This window comes from Methylobacterium terrae (genome assembly GCF_003173755.1).
Taxonomy (GTDB): domain Bacteria; phylum Pseudomonadota; class Alphaproteobacteria; order Rhizobiales; family Beijerinckiaceae; genus Methylobacterium; species Methylobacterium terrae.
Genome location: NZ_CP029553.1, coordinates 5267488 through 5284857 on the forward strand (window position 1 = coordinate 5267488; position 17370 = coordinate 5284857).

12 protein-coding genes are annotated in these 17370 nt (G+C 67.3%); 4 read left to right on the forward strand and 8 right to left on the reverse strand.

Annotation, left to right across the window (positions count from 1 at the left end):
• Window positions 1-60: 60 nt before the first annotated feature.
• Complete coding sequence (locus tag DK419_RS24310) at window positions 61-2967, reverse strand: PAS domain S-box protein (RefSeq protein WP_109961375.1); 2907 nt, start codon at window positions 2965-2967, stop codon at window positions 61-63.
• A 600-nt stretch (window positions 2968-3567) separates the two neighbouring features.
• On the opposite strand from DK419_RS24310, the gene DK419_RS24315 reads away from it, so the two are divergent.
• From DK419_RS24315 to DK419_RS24325, 3 genes are all read left to right on the forward strand, one after another.
• A complete protein-coding gene (locus DK419_RS24315; RefSeq protein WP_109961376.1) occupies window positions 3568-3771 on the forward strand; it encodes a hypothetical protein in 204 nt (67 codons plus the stop codon).
• Between the two features lie 131 nt (window positions 3772-3902).
• On the forward strand, window positions 3903-5819 hold the full coding sequence (locus DK419_RS24320; protein ID WP_245442685.1) for a PAS domain S-box protein: 1917 nt from the start codon (window positions 3903-3905) through the stop codon (window positions 5817-5819).
• Window positions 5820-5855: 36 nt separating this feature from the next.
• Window positions 5856-6239: a response regulator gene (locus DK419_RS24325; protein WP_109961377.1), complete on the forward strand. Its 384-nt coding sequence runs from the start codon at window positions 5856-5858 to the stop codon at window positions 6237-6239.
• A 160-nt stretch (window positions 6240-6399) separates the two neighbouring features.
• On the opposite strand, the gene DK419_RS24330 is transcribed toward DK419_RS24325, so the two are convergent.
• The 4 genes from DK419_RS24330 to DK419_RS24355 form a co-directional block, all read right to left on the reverse strand.
• On the reverse strand, window positions 6400-6711 hold the full coding sequence (locus DK419_RS24330; protein WP_232388844.1) for a response regulator: 312 nt from the start codon (window positions 6709-6711) through the stop codon (window positions 6400-6402).
• 67 nt (window positions 6712-6778) lie between these two features.
• Entirely contained in the window at window positions 6779-10075 is a 3297-nt protein-coding gene (locus DK419_RS29620; protein WP_245442687.1) for a GAF domain-containing protein, read from the reverse strand.
• 213 nt (window positions 10076-10288) lie between these two features.
• Entirely contained in the window at window positions 10289-12697 is a 2409-nt protein-coding gene (locus DK419_RS24350) for a hybrid sensor histidine kinase/response regulator (RefSeq protein WP_109961378.1), read from the reverse strand.
• A gap of 414 nt (window positions 12698-13111) precedes the next feature.
• Window positions 13112-15073 carry a hypothetical protein gene (locus DK419_RS24355; RefSeq protein WP_109961379.1) on the reverse strand — a complete coding sequence of 654 codons (1962 nt, stop codon included), beginning with the start codon at window positions 15071-15073 and terminating at the stop codon, window positions 13112-13114.
• Window positions 15074-15184: 111 nt separating this feature from the next.
• On the opposite strand from DK419_RS24355, the gene DK419_RS24360 reads away from it, so the two are divergent.
• A complete protein-coding gene (locus tag DK419_RS24360; RefSeq protein ID WP_109961380.1) occupies window positions 15185-15451 on the forward strand; it encodes a helix-turn-helix domain-containing protein in 267 nt (88 codons plus the stop codon).
• Between the two features lie 50 nt (window positions 15452-15501).
• On the opposite strand, the gene DK419_RS24365 is transcribed toward DK419_RS24360, so the two are convergent.
• The 3 genes from DK419_RS24365 to DK419_RS29630 form a co-directional block, all read right to left on the reverse strand.
• Window positions 15502-15891: a hypothetical protein gene (locus DK419_RS24365; RefSeq protein ID WP_109961381.1), complete on the reverse strand. Its 390-nt coding sequence runs from the start codon at window positions 15889-15891 to the stop codon at window positions 15502-15504.
• Between the two features lies 1 nt (window position 15892).
• Window positions 15893-16228, reverse strand: coding sequence for a DUF3768 domain-containing protein (locus DK419_RS24370; RefSeq protein ID WP_109962477.1), 336 nt, complete (start codon window positions 16226-16228; stop codon window positions 15893-15895).
• Window positions 16229-16332: 104 nt separating this feature from the next.
• Window positions 16333-16986 (reverse strand): hypothetical protein, encoded by a 654-nt coding sequence (locus DK419_RS29630; protein ID WP_245442689.1) that lies wholly within the window; start codon window positions 16984-16986, stop codon window positions 16333-16335.
• Window positions 16987-17370 lie beyond the last annotated feature (384 nt).

The window sequence follows — 17370 nt, forward strand, 5'->3', positions numbered from 1 at the left end:
TTTTTGTGCGGACCACCGGAACGGGGATCGCGAGCCTACCCGCTGGATGAGCGTCGGCTCTTAACGGCGGCGCTGGTGGCTATGGATCAGACGGCGCAGCATCCTTGAGAGCTGGTCGGCCGAGTAGGGCTTGTGTAGCAACTCGAACCCGTGCGTGCCGTGCTGCGCGAGCACGTGGCTGTAGCCCGAGGCCAGCAGTACCGGCATCGTCGGCAGGCGGCGGCGCAGCTCTTCTGCCATGGCAATGCCGCCCATCCCGGGCATCACGACGTCCGAAAACACCACGTCGAACCCGTCACCGTCGGAGCCGAGCCGTTCCAACGCGGCTTCGGCATTGGCCGCCCATTCGGTTCGATAGCCCAGGTCCTCGAGGATCTGGGTGGCGAACTTGCCGACCTCGATGTTGTCCTCGACCACCAGCACGCGCAAGCCACGCCCGTCGGGCGCGGGACCGGTCTCCTCGATGTCGCTCACCGGGTCCATCGGAGCGGCGACTTCGGGCAGGTAGAGCGCGAACGTCGTGCCCTCGCCGACCACGCTCTGGACGCTCACGTCGCCGCCCGACTGCTTGGCGAACCCGAACACCTGCGAGAGCCCAAGACCCGTGCCCTTGCCGACCTCCTTGGTCGTGAAGAATGGCTCGAAGATCCTGGTCAGGTCCTCTTCGGTGATCCCAGTGCCGGTGTCGCTCAGCTCGATCTTGGCGAACGGGCCGGGGCCGCCCCCATGGCCGCGGATCGGCGGCATCGCCAGGCCGCATGTCAGCCGCAGGGTCAGCGTGCCCTCGCCCTCCATTGCATCGCGGGCGTTGACCGCCATGTTGACCAGCGCGGTCTCGAACTGGCTCACGTCGGCTTCGATGAAGCAGGGGTGTTCCGGCAGTTCGGTCACCACCCGCACGCGGGCACCGGTCACGGTGTCGAGCATGTCGGCAACACCACGCAGGCGATCTCCGACGCTCACCACCTCCGGCTTGAGCGCCTGACGGCGGGCGAACGCCAGCAACTGTCCGGTCAGCTTGGCGGCGCGCTCGACTGTGTCGGAGACGGCGTCCATATACCGCTTGCGCCGCTCCTCAGGGAGGTTCGGCCGACGCAGGAAGTCCACCGACGAGCGGATAATGGTCAGCAGGTTGTTGAAGTCGTGCGCGACGCCTCCCGTGAGCTGGCCCACGGCTTCCATCTTCTGCGACTGGCGCAGGGCCTCGGCCGTCGCTTCGAGCGCCTTAGCCTGCTCTTTTTCCGCCGTGATGTCGCGACCGACCGCGTTGATCAGTCCACCACCCGGCCGGGTCGTCCAGGAGATCCAGCGGTAGCTGCCATCCCGATGCCGGTAGCGGTTGTCGAACCGCGCGTGGCCAACGCCTTCAGACAGCTCGCGTGCGCCCTCGATGGTATGGGCCATATCGTCGGGGTGGATCAGGTCGAACAGGTTGCGGCCGAGTAGCTCGGCTTCGCGCCAACCGAGCGTCTCGGTCCAGGCCGGGTTCACGGCGGTGATCGCGCCGGCGAACGTGCACCGGAGCATCAGGTCGTTGGACAGCTCCCAGAGCGCATTCCGGTCGGCGGTGCGCTCTGCGACCTCGCGTGCCAGCGTATCGGCCCGAGCGGCCAGCAAGGCCGCGGCATCGCGCAGGTCGGTGACGTCCTGCACGAACACGTAGAACCCATCGACGCTGCCGCTGGCATCGCGGCGGGGGGTGTAGCGGATGGCTGCGATGCGTCGCCGCCCATCCGCCCAAGGCCAATCGAGATCCATCTCGACCACCTCACCGTCAAGGGCCCGCTCGATCCCCTCGCGGCGGAGCGCAAGGCCGTCCTCGCCGACGAGATCGAGGACCGTTCGCCCCAGCACGGTCTCCGGGGGACGCCCGAACCATGCCTGGTATGCGGCATTGGCGAAGCGGTAGGTCAGCGAGCGGTCGATGAACGCGACGAGCACCGGCAGTGCGTCGGCGACCAGCCGCAGCTCCGCCTCACTCGCTCTGAGGGCGGTTTCCGCCTGCTTGCGGGCGGTTGCCGTGCGGATTCGTGCAGCCACCTCGCGGATGAACACCAACTCGTCGTTGGTCCACGTGCGCGGTGTGGCGCTGCAGACGAACAGCAGCGACACGAGGCGGCCGTGCTCGACCACCGGCGTATTGACGAACGCCCGGGCGCTGATCGCCTCCAGGGCGTCGGCACGGGCGCTAGTGCGCGGGTCGGTGCGGGCATCGCCGACGACGACCGTTTCGCCCCTCTTGATGTCCTCGATGTGGGAGCCGAAGTCGCTAAACCTGTGCGTGCCCGCAATGGAATGTGCGTCGCCGCTGGTCCAATCACGCTCGACGTCGATGGTTTCGGCCTCGCGATCGACCAACCCGTAGCCGACGAGCTGAACGTCGAGCGCCCGGCCGAGGATGCCGATCGCCACGTCGGCGAGGCTGGCGGCGTCGTGGTCGTGCTCGGCAAGTTGGTCGCTCAGCTCGAGCAACGCCTGGCGACGATGCTCGCCCGCGCGGAGGGCCATCCCGGCCAGATGCTCGCCGGTGCGGTCGCGCATGATCTTGACGAAGCCGATGTGCCGGTCCTCCTCGTCACGCAGCGGCATCATCTCGCCGGAAGCCCAGAACCGCTCCTCACCCTGTTTGAGGTGCCAGCGTTCGTCCTGGGCGCGCCCGTTCTTGAGGGCGGTTTCCATCTCGTAGGTGACCCGGCCGTTGGCACGGTCCTCGGGCGTGAAGAAGCGCGCAGCGTCCTGCCCACGCATTTCCTCGGCGGTCCAGCCCATGACGTGCTCGGAGCCGCTGTTCCAGCCGGTGATGGTCCCTTGGCGGTCCGTGACGACGATCGCGAAATCCAAGGTGCTCTCGAACACCGCGTTCTGCCGAGCTGCATCCATGCTGCCGCTGCGAGCCCGTTCGCGCAGTTGCCGCACCTCGGCTTCCAGTTCCTCTCGCGAGAGGAGGCTCACCTCACGTTCCGGCACGCCACACCCTTCCTCGAACCTAAGTCACTGCGAGAACGGAGAAATCAGTGCCGCTCTCGAACGCTCCAATCAGGCCTGAATTGATTGGTGCGCGACCGAATCGTATGCGTTATGCCACAAACTTGCGAGTCGTGAGCCCTCGCCTCCACGCTTCGGGACCAGCACCGAAGCGCGCTTGAGTTCGGATGCACGGATCGTTGAAAATGACTCGTCCACCACAGCAAGGCTATTCACTATAGAAATTATCCGCATTGATGGATGGCGCAGAGCCGACATTCAGAGGTGTCCTTGAGTAATATTTTGCGATTGCGTAGATCGATCGGCTGATGCCGTGAGATCAAAACTCGTACGATGTTCGTGTTGCGCGTGGCTGATGCACGCGCGTCCTCACTCATATTGAACGATCTTGAGCGTTACGAAGCGCAACGCTCGACGCGCGTACCTTTCATCCTTTTGCGATGGGTCCGATCGCCCCCGTTGTCGTGACCGAATGGCAGACAGGCGACGGCTGCAGCGAACCTTGGCCGTTGTGGCGCGTTGATGGTTGCCGTCCGTGCATGGGACGGTCGAGCGACGACGAGACCGATGCCCCGGAATACAATGCTCCAGACGATCGACGCGGAAATCGCCGCCGCGGAGCACCGCACCGAGACTCACGCTCAGACAGTGCGGGCCCTTCTCGCCGTCGGTGAAAGTAGCGTCGAGGCAGAGCAGGCGCTCTATCTCGAACTCGATCGTCTCACGCTCCTGCGTGATCGTCAGTGGAACTTTCGCTCGATGCAGGATTTTCTCTCGGCTGCTTGAAACAGAGGGCCGAAACTGGCGAAGGAGATGCCCTCTTAAGGGCCAGGGCATCTCTATGCATTGTGCGTGATAAAATTGCGAGACGACCGTCCCTGCCCTGGGCTACAAGGCAGGGGTGAGAAGCGCCCTGCATGATATCTGACCTGTTCCCGTCCGCCCTCGTGCGAGACGCCGCCCGCCTCGGTTCGCTCGCAGGTCTCAACCTGCTCGACACGCCGCCCGAAACCGAGTTCGAGGACATTGTGCATCTGGCCTCGACCGTGTGCGAGACGCCGGTGGCGCTGGTCAGCCTCGTGGCGGGAGATCGCCAGTGGTTCAAGGCTCGGGTCGGCTTTCCGCCCTGCGAGACCGCCCTCAACGCCTCGGTCTGCGCCTACACGCTGGCTGAGCCGGACCTGCTCACGATCCCCGACCTGACGGCGGATCCGCGCACGCGCGACAACCCGCTGGTCACAGGGGAGCCGTTCATCCGCTTCTATGCCGGTACACCCTTGCGCGCGCCCGACGGGCAAGTGCTCGGCAGCCTCTGCGTGATCGACCACACGCCGCGGCCGAAGGGCCTGTCGAGCCGGCAGGCCGACGGGCTGCGGCGGCTGGCCCGGCAGGTGACGACCGTGCTTCGTGAACGTCAGCTCAACGTGGAGATGCGGGCCGCCCGTGACGCTCTGCGGGTGTCCGAGGAGCGGCTGGCGTTGGCGTTCGCGGCGGCGGGCAGCCTTGGCTGGTGGGATTGGGACATCCCCGCCGACTGCGTCTATGCCGGGGAGCGGTTCTCCGACATGTACGGCATCGACCCTGCCCTCGCCGCGCAGGGTGCGCCGCTGACCGCTTTCGTCGAGGGCATCCACCCGGACGACCGCTCGTGGGTCGGCGAGCGCATCCAGCAGGTCGTCGCGACGGCAGGCGAGTTCAGCGAGGAGTATCGCCTGCGCCACGCCGATGGCAGTGTGACGTGGGTCCTCGCCAGGGGACGATGCTTCCACGATGGCGATGGCAAACCGCTGCGCTTCCCCGGCGTCGTCGTCGATATCACCGCCCGCAAAGCCGCGGATGCCGCACGCTTCGCCGGCGAGGCGCGGCTGAAGTCGATCATGGAGACCGTGCCAGTCGGAATCCTGCTGGCCGAAGCCCCCTCCGGGCGCATCCTCATGGGAAACCGGCGGCTGGCCGAGATCCTCGGCCACACCACCCTCTACGCCTCGTCCAGCAACGCCTACGGTGAGTTCGTCGCCTACCACGACGATGGCAGGCTGGTGGAAGCGCAGGAGTACCCGCTGGCGCAGATCTGCGGAGGCCAGTGCAAGCGGGCCGCCATCGAGGTGCTGTACCAGCGTCCGGACGGCGAGCGGCGCTGGATCGCGATCGCCGGCGAGGCGATCGAGGACGAGCAGGGCGGGACGGTCGGCGCAGTCGTCGCCGTCAGCGACATCGGCGACCGAAAGGCAGCGGAAGCGCAGCAGGACATCCTCAACCGCGAGCTGTCGCACCGGCTGAAGAACACCCTGACGCTGGTCCAGTCGATCGCGTCGCAGACCCTGCGCAACGCCCCCAGCCTCGACGCCGCCCGCGATGCCCTCGCCGCGCGGCTGATCGTGCTCGGCAAGGCGCACGACATCCTGCTGGCTGGGCGGACCGACAGCGCCAGCGTCGACCGGGTGGTGCAGGAGGCGTTGAGCCTGCACGACGACACCGGCCGACGCTTCCGGGTCCGCGGCCCGAGCCTGTTCGTCGGTCCCTCGGCGGCGCTCTCGCTCGGGCTGATGCTGCACGAACTGGCGACCAACGCCGTGAAATACGGGGCGCTCTCAGTGCCGACCGGCTGCGTGACCGTCGACTGGACGGTGGACGGCACGGGCGCGGCAGCCGAGTTCCGGCTGGATTGGCGCGAGCAGGGCGGCCCGCCTGTGACGCCACCGACCCGCCGGGGGTTCGGCTCGCGGCTGATCCAGCGTGGCCTCGCCGGAGGTGATGTGGCCCTGCACTACGCCGTCGAGGGGGTGCAATGCACCTTGAGCGCCCCGCTCGCGGGATTGCGCGTCGACGTTTGATCCACACGGCCGCGGATTTTGTGAGAAGGACGTCTGATGACCCTGAAGCCCGGCGCAGTGGCCCTCGTGGCCGAGGACGAGCCGCTGGTGCGAATGGAGGCCGCCGACGTGCTCGGGGATGCCGGGTTCGACGTGCTCGAGGCCAGCACAACCCCAGCGGCGCTCGCCTATCTCGAGGTGCACCCGGAGATCACGCTGCTATTCACCGACGTGGTGATGCCGGGCCCGATCGATGGGCTGGCGCTGGCTCACGAGGTTCGGCGGCGGTGGCCCGGGGTAAAGATCATCATCGCTTCGGGTCGGATCACGCCCGATCCCGCGCAACTGCCAGACGGAGCGCGTTTCCTGGAGAAGCCGTACTCTGCCAACGGCCTCGCTCGGGTAGTCCGCGAGTTGGGTCTGCGTTTGGCAACGGAATGAGGTCGAAGCGACGATACGTGGTGCTGTGATGCCGGCGCACGACTTTCGCCCTAAGTTCCTGAATCCGACAGGAGGGTGGAACAGCACTCATCGGCACCGATGCACGCACGACCGATGAGGCAGCCTTGTCGCTCCGCGCGACCATCGACCCTGAGAGGGACTATTCGGCAAACCGTCGAAGCGTCGCCTCGATCTTGCGTCGGTCGAACGGCTTGCCGAGCACAATCCCGCGCGAGGGGATCTGAGCAGGGTCCCACGGTTGCGAGGAGACCATCAGGAGTTCGATCGGCGGCCAACGATCGCGGATGAGAAGCGCCAGCTCCATTCCGGCCGTCGAGCCGCGCATGTCGAGGTCGGTGAACACCGTACGGATGTCGGTCCGGGCCTCTAGGATCTGGATCGCCTCGATGATGCTGCTGGCCTCGACGGCTTCGCAGCCCGCGTTCTCGACGAACTCGGTCAGCGCCATCATCAGGATCGGGTCGTCCTCGACGACGAGAACCCGTGGCAAGGTCGGGGGGTGAGACTGACCCATCGAGCTAGTGGACCTGAACTTGAACTTCGGCGAGCGGCGCGCGGAACTCGGCTCTGAGGCCCGTGGGCTTAAAATCGAGGTCGGCCTCACGGGTTCCCAGCAATCCCATGCGGATCAGGCGCGACCCGAAGCCGCCTTTGTTGCGCGGAGGCATCACGGCCGGCCCGCCCGTCTCGGTCCAGTCGAGGACCAGCGTCGGAGCGGCTCCGCCGCCGGTCCGCCAACTCACGCGCACCATTCCGCTCTGGGCGGACAGCGCGCCGTACTTGAGGGCGTTGGTTGCGAGCTCATGCAGCAGCAGCGACAGGGACAGCGCCGCCTGCGGGCTGATGTCCATGTCCGGCCCCTCGAGCGCGAACCGATCCAGGTCCGTCTGCATACTCAGCACGCTCTCCATCACGGCGCGGAGCTTAGCGGCCGACCAACTCTTCTGAATCAGGACATCATGAGCGCGGGACAGGGCCAGCACGCGGCGCTCGAACGCCTCGACCAGGTCGCGCTCGCTCACGCCGCGCAGGGTCTGCGTGGCGATCGACTGCACGATGGCGAGGGTGTTCTTCAGCCGGTGGGCCAGTTCCTTGTTCAGGACCGCCTGCAACTCCTCGGCGCGCACGCGCGCCACGCCGACCTCAACTCGGTCGGCGACGTTGCGCAGGAACGCCAATTCCTCGGCCGTCCAGACCCGCGGTTGCACGTCGTGGACGATGAACACGGCCACGGCACGCCCGCGCTCGCGCACCGGCATGTTGATCAGGGCACCGATGCCGATTGCCTGCATCGGGCCGGGGGCGTCCCTGGTGCGTGGATCGGTCGTGACGTCGTCGATGACCAGCGGCTCGCCTCGGGCGAGGTGGGCCCGCAGGTCGCCGTAATCGTCGAAACGGTGTCGTCCGGCGATGCTGACCTGGCCTGGCGCGGTCCAGTCCTGCTCGATGTCGATGAACTCGACCTCGCCGACGATGCGCCCGAACCCGGCGCGGGTCGCACCCAGGGTACGCCCGACGATCTCGGCGGCGGCCTGGGTCATTGCCCCGACCGTAGTCAGGTCGCGCAGGTCATCGCCGAGGGCCAGGAGTGCCATCCGGCGGTTTTCCGCACTGACCCGTGCGGTTGCGTCTAGGAAGATGACCCCGAAGCGGTCGCCTTCGAGCTTGAACGCATTGCCGTCGTACCAGCGACCGTTAGGGGCAAACTGCTTGGTGAACCCCCATGCTTCGCCGGTCTCGACCACCTGGGCAAACGCGGTGATCCAGTCCTGCGCGCCTTCGCCGAACAGGTAGCGCGCGGTGTGCCCGATGACCTGGTCCGCCGGGATACCAATCTGGGTCGTCCAAGCCGGGTTGATGTCGATGATTCGGAAGTCGGCGATGTCGCCGGCGTTATCGCGGATCGCTTCGGCGAGCTGAAATCCTTCGCTCAGGCGCTCGAAAAGGCCCCGCCAATGCGCCTCGCTCGCCCGCAACGCCTCCTGGGCCGCGCGCCGCTCCTCCACGTCCAGAAGGACGCCGGGGAAGCTCAACGGGGTCCCATCTGGCCCCTGCTCGACGCGCCCGTTGGCCTCGATCCAGTAATAGCGTCCGTCGGCACGCCGGACTCGGTACTGGTGCGCATAGGCCCCGCCTCGCGCGATGGCCTCGGTGATTGCCCCCGCCAGACCCGCTTGGTCGTCTGGGTGCACGGTGGCGACGATCTGATCCAGCGGGATGCCGTCTCGACCAAGCGCCGGATCGAGGCCGAAGGAGTGGGCGAAGGCATCGTCGATCGTGAAGCGGTCGGACGGTATGTCCCAGTGCCATGTGCCGATGATCGCACCGGCCGCGAGGGCCAGTTGCACGCGTTGGATGTTCTCGCGGGCCAGGGCTTCGCTGGCCCGCAGCTCCGCCTCGGCCTCCTTGCGGGCGGTGATGTCCTGCACCGTGCCGACCATGCGCAGCACGACGCCGGCGTCGTCCCGCACGAAGCGTCCAATCCGCGAGATCCAGCGTAAGGCACCGTCATTCGCGCGCCGAATGCGGTACTCCACCTCGGTCGAGGCTGTGCCGTCCCGGATCGTGGCCTGTGTCGAGGGGATCCCGCGGTCCTCGGGAACGGCCAGGGTCGTGAACGTTTCCAGCGAGTAGACCCCGGCCTCCGGCACGCCGTAGATCCGACAATGCTCGGCCGACACGCGCGCAAGGCCGCTCGCGACGTCGACCTCGAAAGTGCCGATGTGGGCGGCCTCCTGGGCGAGGCGTGAACGGGTATCGCTGGCCCGCAGCACCGCATCCACATCGAGGCGCTCCCGGACGCCCGACATCAGGCGGGCGAGCGTAGCGAAGAACGTCAGGGCTCCAGGGTCGAAAGCCGGCTCGCGGGTCGAGACGAACGACACGACACCGACGAGCTGGCCGCGGCTCATAATCGGGTAGCCCGCGAAAGCGTTGAAGCCTGCCTCGCGCGCCAGGGCATAGCGCGGCTCGGTGCTTGCCTGCACGGCCTCCAGCACGAGGGGCCGCCGTGTTCGGACGACGATCCCGCATAATGGCAAATCGAGATCGACGCAGCTCAAGACGGCGCGCTGTTCGTCGGTGGTGCCGACCGACTGGATCAGCCGCAAGTGCCGGCCTTCGCGGTCGACATCGTAGATGAAGCATAGATCGAAGCCCAACTCCCGCGTGCCCATGACCAGGATAGGTTCGAGCACGGCCGCCGGGTTGGTCGCAGCGACGAGGGCGGAGGAAGCTTTGGCGAGGAGGTCGAGGCGTCGGGCCTGTTGCAGCTCGGCGCGCTGGTTGGCGAGGACCTCATCGCGACGCGCGACGTCGCGGCGCATTTCCAAGAGAGCCGAGACCTGGCGTGCAAGAGCGCGCAGATCGTCAGCCTGGTCAGACGTCAAGCCTCCAGGTCGGGGTGCGGTATCGATCACACATAAGGAGCCGACGACCTGTCCGCCCGTCAGGCGCAGCGGCGCGCCGGCATAGAACCGGATGTAGGGCTCGCAAGTGACGAGTGGGTTCGCGGCCGTGCGCGGATCCGCCGTCAGATCGGGGATGACGAGGAGATCGGGCTCGACGAGGGCGTGAGCGCAGACCGAGGCATTGAGGCTGGTCTCGCAGGGCGGAAAACCCACGCGAGCCTTGAACCATTGCCGATCCGCGGCCACCAAGCTGACGAGGGCGACTGGTGTCGCGCAGAGACGGGTTGCCAGACGAACGATGTCGTCGAACCCTTGCTCGGGTGGCGTATCGAGAATGGCCAACGCATCAAGGGCTGCGAGGCGGGCGGGGTCGCTGACGGTCGTGCCGGGTGTGTCGTTCTGCATCGCGAGTGGCCGATAGGGCCACATCGCGCCCCGCCTGCACCTTTTCGCAGACTCGCCATCCTGCCGCTAGTGTCCCAACTCATCAGCGAGTTCATGCGAGAGGCTGGTCGCGCACCCAAGCCGCTTGCTCTGTCAGGTTAATGACGTTCGGAGCCGGCGGCACCAAGCGCATCTTCCAGTTACTCACGGTCAGGCTACGGCGCGTTTCGGCCGTCAGCGCCCGCGCGCTCTTGCCTCCTGCACGGCGCGTCGCAGCACCCGCGACAGGTCCGTTACGGAATACGGTTTTCGCAGCAGGTCGAAGCCGTGCGTCCCCTCGGCCGCGAGCACGTCGCTGTAGCCGGAGGTCAGAACGACCGGCAGGTCGGGCCGGCGCCGGCGGATCTCGGCCGCGAGTTCGACGCCGTTCATGCCCGGCATCACCACGTCCGAGAACACCACCTCGAATCGGAATGGAATGCGCTCAAGCTCGGCCAGTGCCTTCGACGCATCCGTTGCCCAAACCGTCGAGTAGCCGAGCTCGCGCAGGGCCTGCTGAGCGAAGGCGCCGACGTCCAGATTGTCCTCTACGACGAGAACGCAGGTGCCGTGCCCGTCGGCAAGTGCCTCCGGCTCCGCAACGGGGTCGCTAGCTTCGACCGCAGCGACGCGTGGGAGGTAGAGGGTGAAGGTCGTGCCCTCGCCGACCGCGCTCTCGACGATGATCTCGCCGCCGGATTGCTTGGCGAAGCCGAACACCTGGCTCAGTCCGAGCCCGGTGCCCTGACCGACGGTCTTTGTGGTGAAGAACGGCTCGAAGATGCGCTCCAGGTTCTGGGGTGCGATGCCCGCGCCGGTGTCGGAGATGAATATCGCGATGAAGTCGCCACGCTGCGGCGGGTGCGCCCGGACGGCAGGAATGCGGCCGGCGCGGCGAAGCCCGATGCGCAGGCGGCCCTCGCCGTCCATCGCGTCCCGGGCGTTGACGACGAGGTTCACCAACGCCGTATCGAACTGGCTCGGGTCGGCGTTGACGTGCAGGTCCCGCCGCTCGCCATCGGGTAGGCCGAGCTCGACCTGGATACGTGCCCCCGTGAGCGTGCCGACCATGTCGGCGAGCGCCGCCACGGCGCGGTCTGCTGCGAAGGTTTCCGGCCGCAGCGCCTGTCGACGTGCGAAGGCGAGGAGCTGACCTGTGAGCTTGGCGGCACGGTCGACCGTGTCGGAAATGGCACCGACGTAGCGAAGCCGGCGCTCCTCTGCGAGGTTGGGTCGCTTCAGCAGGTCGGTCGAGGACTTGATGACCGTGAGCAGGTTGTTGAAGTCATGAGCCACGCCACCGGTCAACTGACCGACGGCCTCCAGCTTCTGGGATTGGCGCAATTGCTCTTCAAGAGCCCGACGTTCCGTGATGTCGCGGCCAGCGGCGTAATAATGGTCGTCCCTAGGGATAGCGTTCCACGAGAGCCACCGGTACCCGCCGTCCTTCGTCCGGACGCGCACGTCGATGTCATGCAGCGGAAACCCGGCGCTGATGCGCTCGAAGGCCGCCGCGGCCTGCGCATAGTCGTCGGGATGCACGAACGCGTCGAAGCGGGTGCCCACAACCTCGGCGACATCCCATCCGAGCGTTTCGGTCCAGGCGGCGTTCGCCTTGCGAAAGACACCATCGAATCCGCAGACCACGAAGAGGTCGCGGCTGGCGCGCCACACCATGTCGCGCTCGTCGGCTCGCTCCTGAGCGGTGGCCTCCAGGTGGCTCTCGAGACGGCGGCGGTCGGTGATGTCGTTGAACAGGATGGCGACCCGGTGCTGCTCGGGCTCTCCGATCCGCAGGGCGTGGACGTCGTACCAGCGCCCCATTGCGATCGACCCGCTCTCGAACCGTACGGGCTGGCCGGTCCGCGCAACCTCGCCGTAGGTGTCGAACCAGGAGCGTTCGAGCCCGGGCACGAGTTCGCTAGCCCAGCGCCCGGCCGCGTCTCGCACGCCCGTCTGCGCCGCGAAGGCGGGGTTCACTTCCATGAACCTGTAATCGATCGCGCGCCCCTGTGCGTCGAAACGCATCTCGATGACGCAGAACCCGCTGTCGACCGCGTCGAAGAGCGCCCGGTACCGGGCTTCGCTCTCGGCCAAGACCCCTTCTGTGGTGCGGAAGCGGGTCACGTCGAGCTGGCTCGCGAAGAAGTAGCGGAGTTGGCCCCCATCCGGATCGAAGACGGGGCTGACGTAGAGCTCGTTGCGGAACGGCGTGCCGTCGCGATGGTAGTTCAGGATCTCGACCACCACGTCGCGCCGGGCAGCGATGGCGTCACGGACCTTGGCGACATCGGCCGGGTCGGTCCCAGGGCCCTGAAGGAAGCGGCAGTTGCGCCCGATCAGCTCGGCAGCGTCGTAGCCGCACAGGTTCTGGAAGGCCCGATTGGCGAATACGATGGGATTGTCGGGCAAGTTGGGGTCGGTGATGATCTGCGGCATACGGGTCTTCTCCGCTGCCGTGAACAGAAGGTCGGTGGAGGCCGCGGAAGTCCGCTCACCGCGATCCGGCCGGCGCAGGCCATCCCCGCGCTCGGCCTCAAGCCTCGCGACGCGGGCTTCGAGCTCGCGCTCGCGCCGCCGCAGCCTCTCGATCTCTGCGTCCATGACCCCCTCTGAGCGCGAGCAGCTTTCGAATCGGCGTAGGACGACGATCGCAAGGTGGATAACGCGGCACCACGGCGCAGGTTGGCGTCGAATCGGCCGCGACGTTCATCGGCATCGCGCGTTGTCGTCGGCCCTTACCAAAGGGCGTCTTTGAGGGGAACGACATGCAATCGGACACGCCGCGGCCGGGAGACGATCCATTGCCGCCCATCGGTGACCCGCCACCGGACCCAGCCCCGCCGGAGGGCGACCCACCCAGCGAGCCCCCGGCGCCCCAACCTCCTGGCCCGATCAGCCGGCGCTAGGGGAGTCCTTCGGCGTCACAGCCCTGCGTGATCGATGGAGCGCAGGGCTGTCATGTTCGCTGGCTCCGAAACTTTACATCAGCTGTCCCGGGTACGCTGGCGAGTCATTTCACGGACGCACCTCGATCAGGTCGTCACCGAATGAGTTCTTACGCACCGTGATCGTTACCAGACCACGCTGACCCGAAGACCATTCGGCGTCGAATACGCACGAACGTACTGCATCCGGTTGCCCCGAATTCGTGAGCCCACGGGTCAGATCGAGCAGCTTGCGCCCCCCGAAGCGTGCGCGGTCCATCGCATTGGCGGCCTCCATCAACTGCCGGCGCACTTCGACCCGGTTGCACGGATCACGCGCCAGCGCCGTCTCCTCCTCGCGCCGGAGGCGAGCCAGGGTCTCGGCAGCGGCTCGCTCCTGCGCCGCCCGGTCGGCGGTGCGCTGAGCTGCGTCGCGTTGCTGTTGCGCTACCGCCTCCGCCGCCTGCCGCTCGGCTTGCGCCCGGGTCCCAGCCTGCCGTTCTGCCTCGATCCGCGCGGCCCGCTCGCGCTCGGCAGCTGCCGCATCATCACGCTCGCGATTCTGACGTTGCAGGCCCGCCAGTTCTTCTTCTTGCTGCTGGGCTCGCGCTTCCCGAGCCGGGCGGTCCCGCTCCCAGGCTTCGGCTTCGGCCAGTCGGGCTGCCCGTAGCCGTGCGCCGATGTGCGCTCGTGCCGCCGCAACCTGCGCGGCTTCGGCGGGAGCGAGCTTCAGCCCCGCCGCGAGTGCATCGACGGCTTTGAGCTTGCCAGCGATGTCGTCGGCAGAGGTTGAGTTCTCGGCTTCGGCGGCCCGGCTCAGAATGCCAGCAAGCCGTGCTGCGCCCGCGGCCCCCTCCTGCTGCGCCTGCCGGATCGCAGCGGCATTCCCCGCCTCCTGTTGGGAGACAATGACGCGCATCCAGCTCTCGTCGGCTTCGACCGGCGAGCCGGACTTCTTGCCGCAAGCCAGCACGCGGTTCTCGAAGGCGCGCCAGACCTCGTAGTGCCAGGCCGCCAGCGGCACCGAAAACGGTGCGGCCGTAGACGCATCAGGCGGCCCACCGCTCGTCCACGCGTTGACCGTCGCCTCGGTGAAGCGGTCGCATGACAGGATCTCGAAGGCGCGCGTGTAGTCCGGCTCGCCCGGGCGGGGACGAGATCCGTTCTGTCGGCCCATCGGCTCGCCGAATCGGTTCACGTAACCGGTGTAGGTCTTCAGGGTCGCGATGCTCTTCTCGACGGCAGCCTCCCAATCGCGCAGGGTCATATCCTCGCGGAAGCCCGGAAGCGTGCGCTTGCAGTCGAGCAGGAAGGCCCGATAGCGGTCGTACTCGGCGTCGCCCCACCGGTAGATCGACAGGTCGAACAGATCGGACAGCTGCTCCCGCGTGCCGCCACGAGGGCGTTCGGGATCGTAGGTCTCGCAGCTCGGCAGTGTCATCCCGGTCGCGCCGGGTTGGGCGCTCGCCGGGCCAGCACCGGTCACTGCGGCGGCCAGAACGGCTGCTCCAACGACGATGCCAGCCACCGAGGACGTGCGCGCCCGCCGCGCGCTGGCCGAGGCGATGAGACGCGCCGTGCGGAGGTCGCCGGTCTGACGCTCGCCGACGTGATAATGTCCCGCTGCGTCCCGCAGCACCGCAACCCCATCCTGGGTCTCGACGTGGGTCAGACCCACGGCCGTGTAGCCCGACCATCGTGCTTCGATGGCTGAGACCATCGACGGCAACGCCCCTTTGTCGGGCACCGCCGCCCAGGCCCGCCGCAGTTCATCAAGGGGAGGCGCCCCGTAGGGGGCGAGCCGCCCCACCGCGGCCTTTATGTCGGGATCGTAGGCAAGGAGGGCCTGCCAAGTTTCGTCCGGAACGCCAATCGACCGCTCCGGCCTCTGCCGCGAGGGCACGAACGGCAGAATCGCCGCGGGGACGAGCAACAACAGCGAGGCCCACGCCCAGCCGACGGCGTTGAGGCCCTTTCGGTGAGCCACGACGTAGCTCACCGCGGCGGCAATCAAGGCGACGAGGAAGTAGGCCCCGGAGGCGGACAGCAGCATGGCGGAGGTTCCGTGGAGCGGGCCAACGGCCTGCGGCCGAGCCCTTGGATGATCGGAATGTGGGACTGTTGGTCCGTCGATTGTCAAGCCGTGGACTGGCTCTCTCGCGCCATGGAGGCGCGAGCACTCATCGGCTGGAATCTGCGGCGGCTGCGCGTCGCCAAGGGTCTCTCGCAGGAGCGACTGGCCCTCGCGGCCGGCATCGACCGCGCCTATGTCGGGCGGGTCGAGCGCGGCTCGGAGAACGTGACGATCTCGACGCTGGAGGCGATGGCGGTCGCCCTGGCGGTGCCGGTCGCGGCGCTGTTCATCGAACCCGAAGCCGGGGCCGAGCCGCCAATGCCATTGCGGGCCGGGCGGCGTGCGAAGTCCGGGTGAACCTCGACACCGGGTTAGGGAGGCTGGTTGCGCTTCGCGCACGGTCAACCTCACGCGCCGATCTCCAGTTGCGGGGCAACTCGGATGAGAAGCGCCCAAGCTGCATCGACCGCCGCGCGGGTCCGGGTGTCGAGGTCGCGCGATCGGAGTGCCGGCGCGGTGAGCAGCGCGAGCAGCCGTTCCGAGAGGTCCGGCGCGGCGGCCAGGAGCTGAGCGTCGGCGAGCCGTTGGATGCCGGTGGCGATGTGCAGCGGGCAGCCGCCGGGCTCGACAGGTGCATCCCGCCGAATGAAGTAGGGCCAGCCACCCGGGCGGTCCTCGGCCGCCGGCTCGACCCCGAGCATAGTTTGCGCGGGCGACGCGTCCGGCTCGGCCGTGCCGCGCACCAACCACGGCCCGGGGGTGGGGATGACTGACGCCGCCAGTCTGCGTCCGGCCACGTCAGTACTCCCCGGCCAGCATGACGGTCAGCATCCGCGTCGTGATGCTGCTGTCGGCCGGATCCGAGGAGTGCCCCGTCATCGCGCGGTCGTAGTAGTCGATCTTGAAGAACACCCGCTTGCCTGCAACCTCGAGCGCACCGAAGTCGTGTTCGCCGCGGGGATCGTTGTCGGGCGTGAAGTCGTCGTAGGCGGCGATGGCGTCGAGAATGGTCTGCTGGCGCTCGCGGCCGAGGGCGATGACGCCAGCGGTCAGCATCAGTAAGCCGCCTGAGAGGGAGCGGCGGAGGATGTCGTTGAGCGCGCGGGTGCGATCCACGTCGAGGACGGTGGTCAGCATGAGAGCCTCGAAGGTTGGAAGGGAGGTAGGCGGCGGCACGGTGCGGCCTGCCACTGGGCGCCCGAGCCAGCCTTTGTGGCTCGGGCAGGGGCGCGGAACCGCTAAGCTTTGCCGGGCGGCAGCAGGGCGAGTTCGTCGGCCCGACGCAGGATGGTGGGCTGGGTCGGGTAGTCGCGCCAGCGCAGCGAATGGACGGTGCCGTTGATCCCGATCACCTCCGCCTCCCACCAGCCCTCGTCGGGCCCCTCGTGGGCGAGCACGACGCTACCGAGCCCGATCTCGTCCCGGTCGCGCGGCAGCTTGTGCCCGACGAAGGGTCCGGGCGGAGCGGGCGGCGGAGGGGCTGCCGTCGTCGCGCGGGGCAGCGTTCCCCTCCCCGGCTCTTGCGTTGCCGCGGGCGAGCCATCCTCGTCGGCAGGAGCTAGGCCCGTGCCATCTGGATCCACCTGAACGCCGGCGAGCTCGAGGAGGCGGGGGAATAGCTCGCGCCGGATGTAGGGGATGAAGGCGCGGCCGCTGCCGAACAGCCGGCCATGGGTGAACTGATCGGCGAAAGTGCGCTGCTCGTCGTCGGCGAGCTGCAACACCCGAAGGTTCATCACCTCGGCCGCTTGCGCCGCGAGTTTGGCCTCGCTGACATCGAACCAGGCGGCCCGGGGCCGGCCGGCATCATCGCGCCCAAACAGGACGAGCGCCGGTGTCATGGGCCGCAGCGGCACTTCGGCGACGAGTTGGAGAGCAGCTTTGCCACTCATCAGAGTGCTCCTAAAACGAAGAAGGCCCCCGGAGCGGGGGCCTTGACGGAAATGTTTAAGTGGAATGCGCCTTGGCCGGGCTGCGGCTGCCATCGATATCGGATAGGGGAGGGTGGTTTCTGGCCCATAGTAAGGCTCCTTGGCTTACGTCGATCAGCGCCACTGCGGTGCGCCAGCCGGTTTTCGGCAATATCGATATTACACGAAAATACAGATTAATCAATATACATGCGTATATCAGCAATAGTAGATAATTTTCGATTATGAAATCTGGCCGCACACTACCTGCTACCACTGGCGACAGGCGTCAACATTGTGCTGGCAGCGTAGTTTGTGACAGCCTGCGCCGATGCGCCACTTACGACCCCGCTCAAACGCTCCATC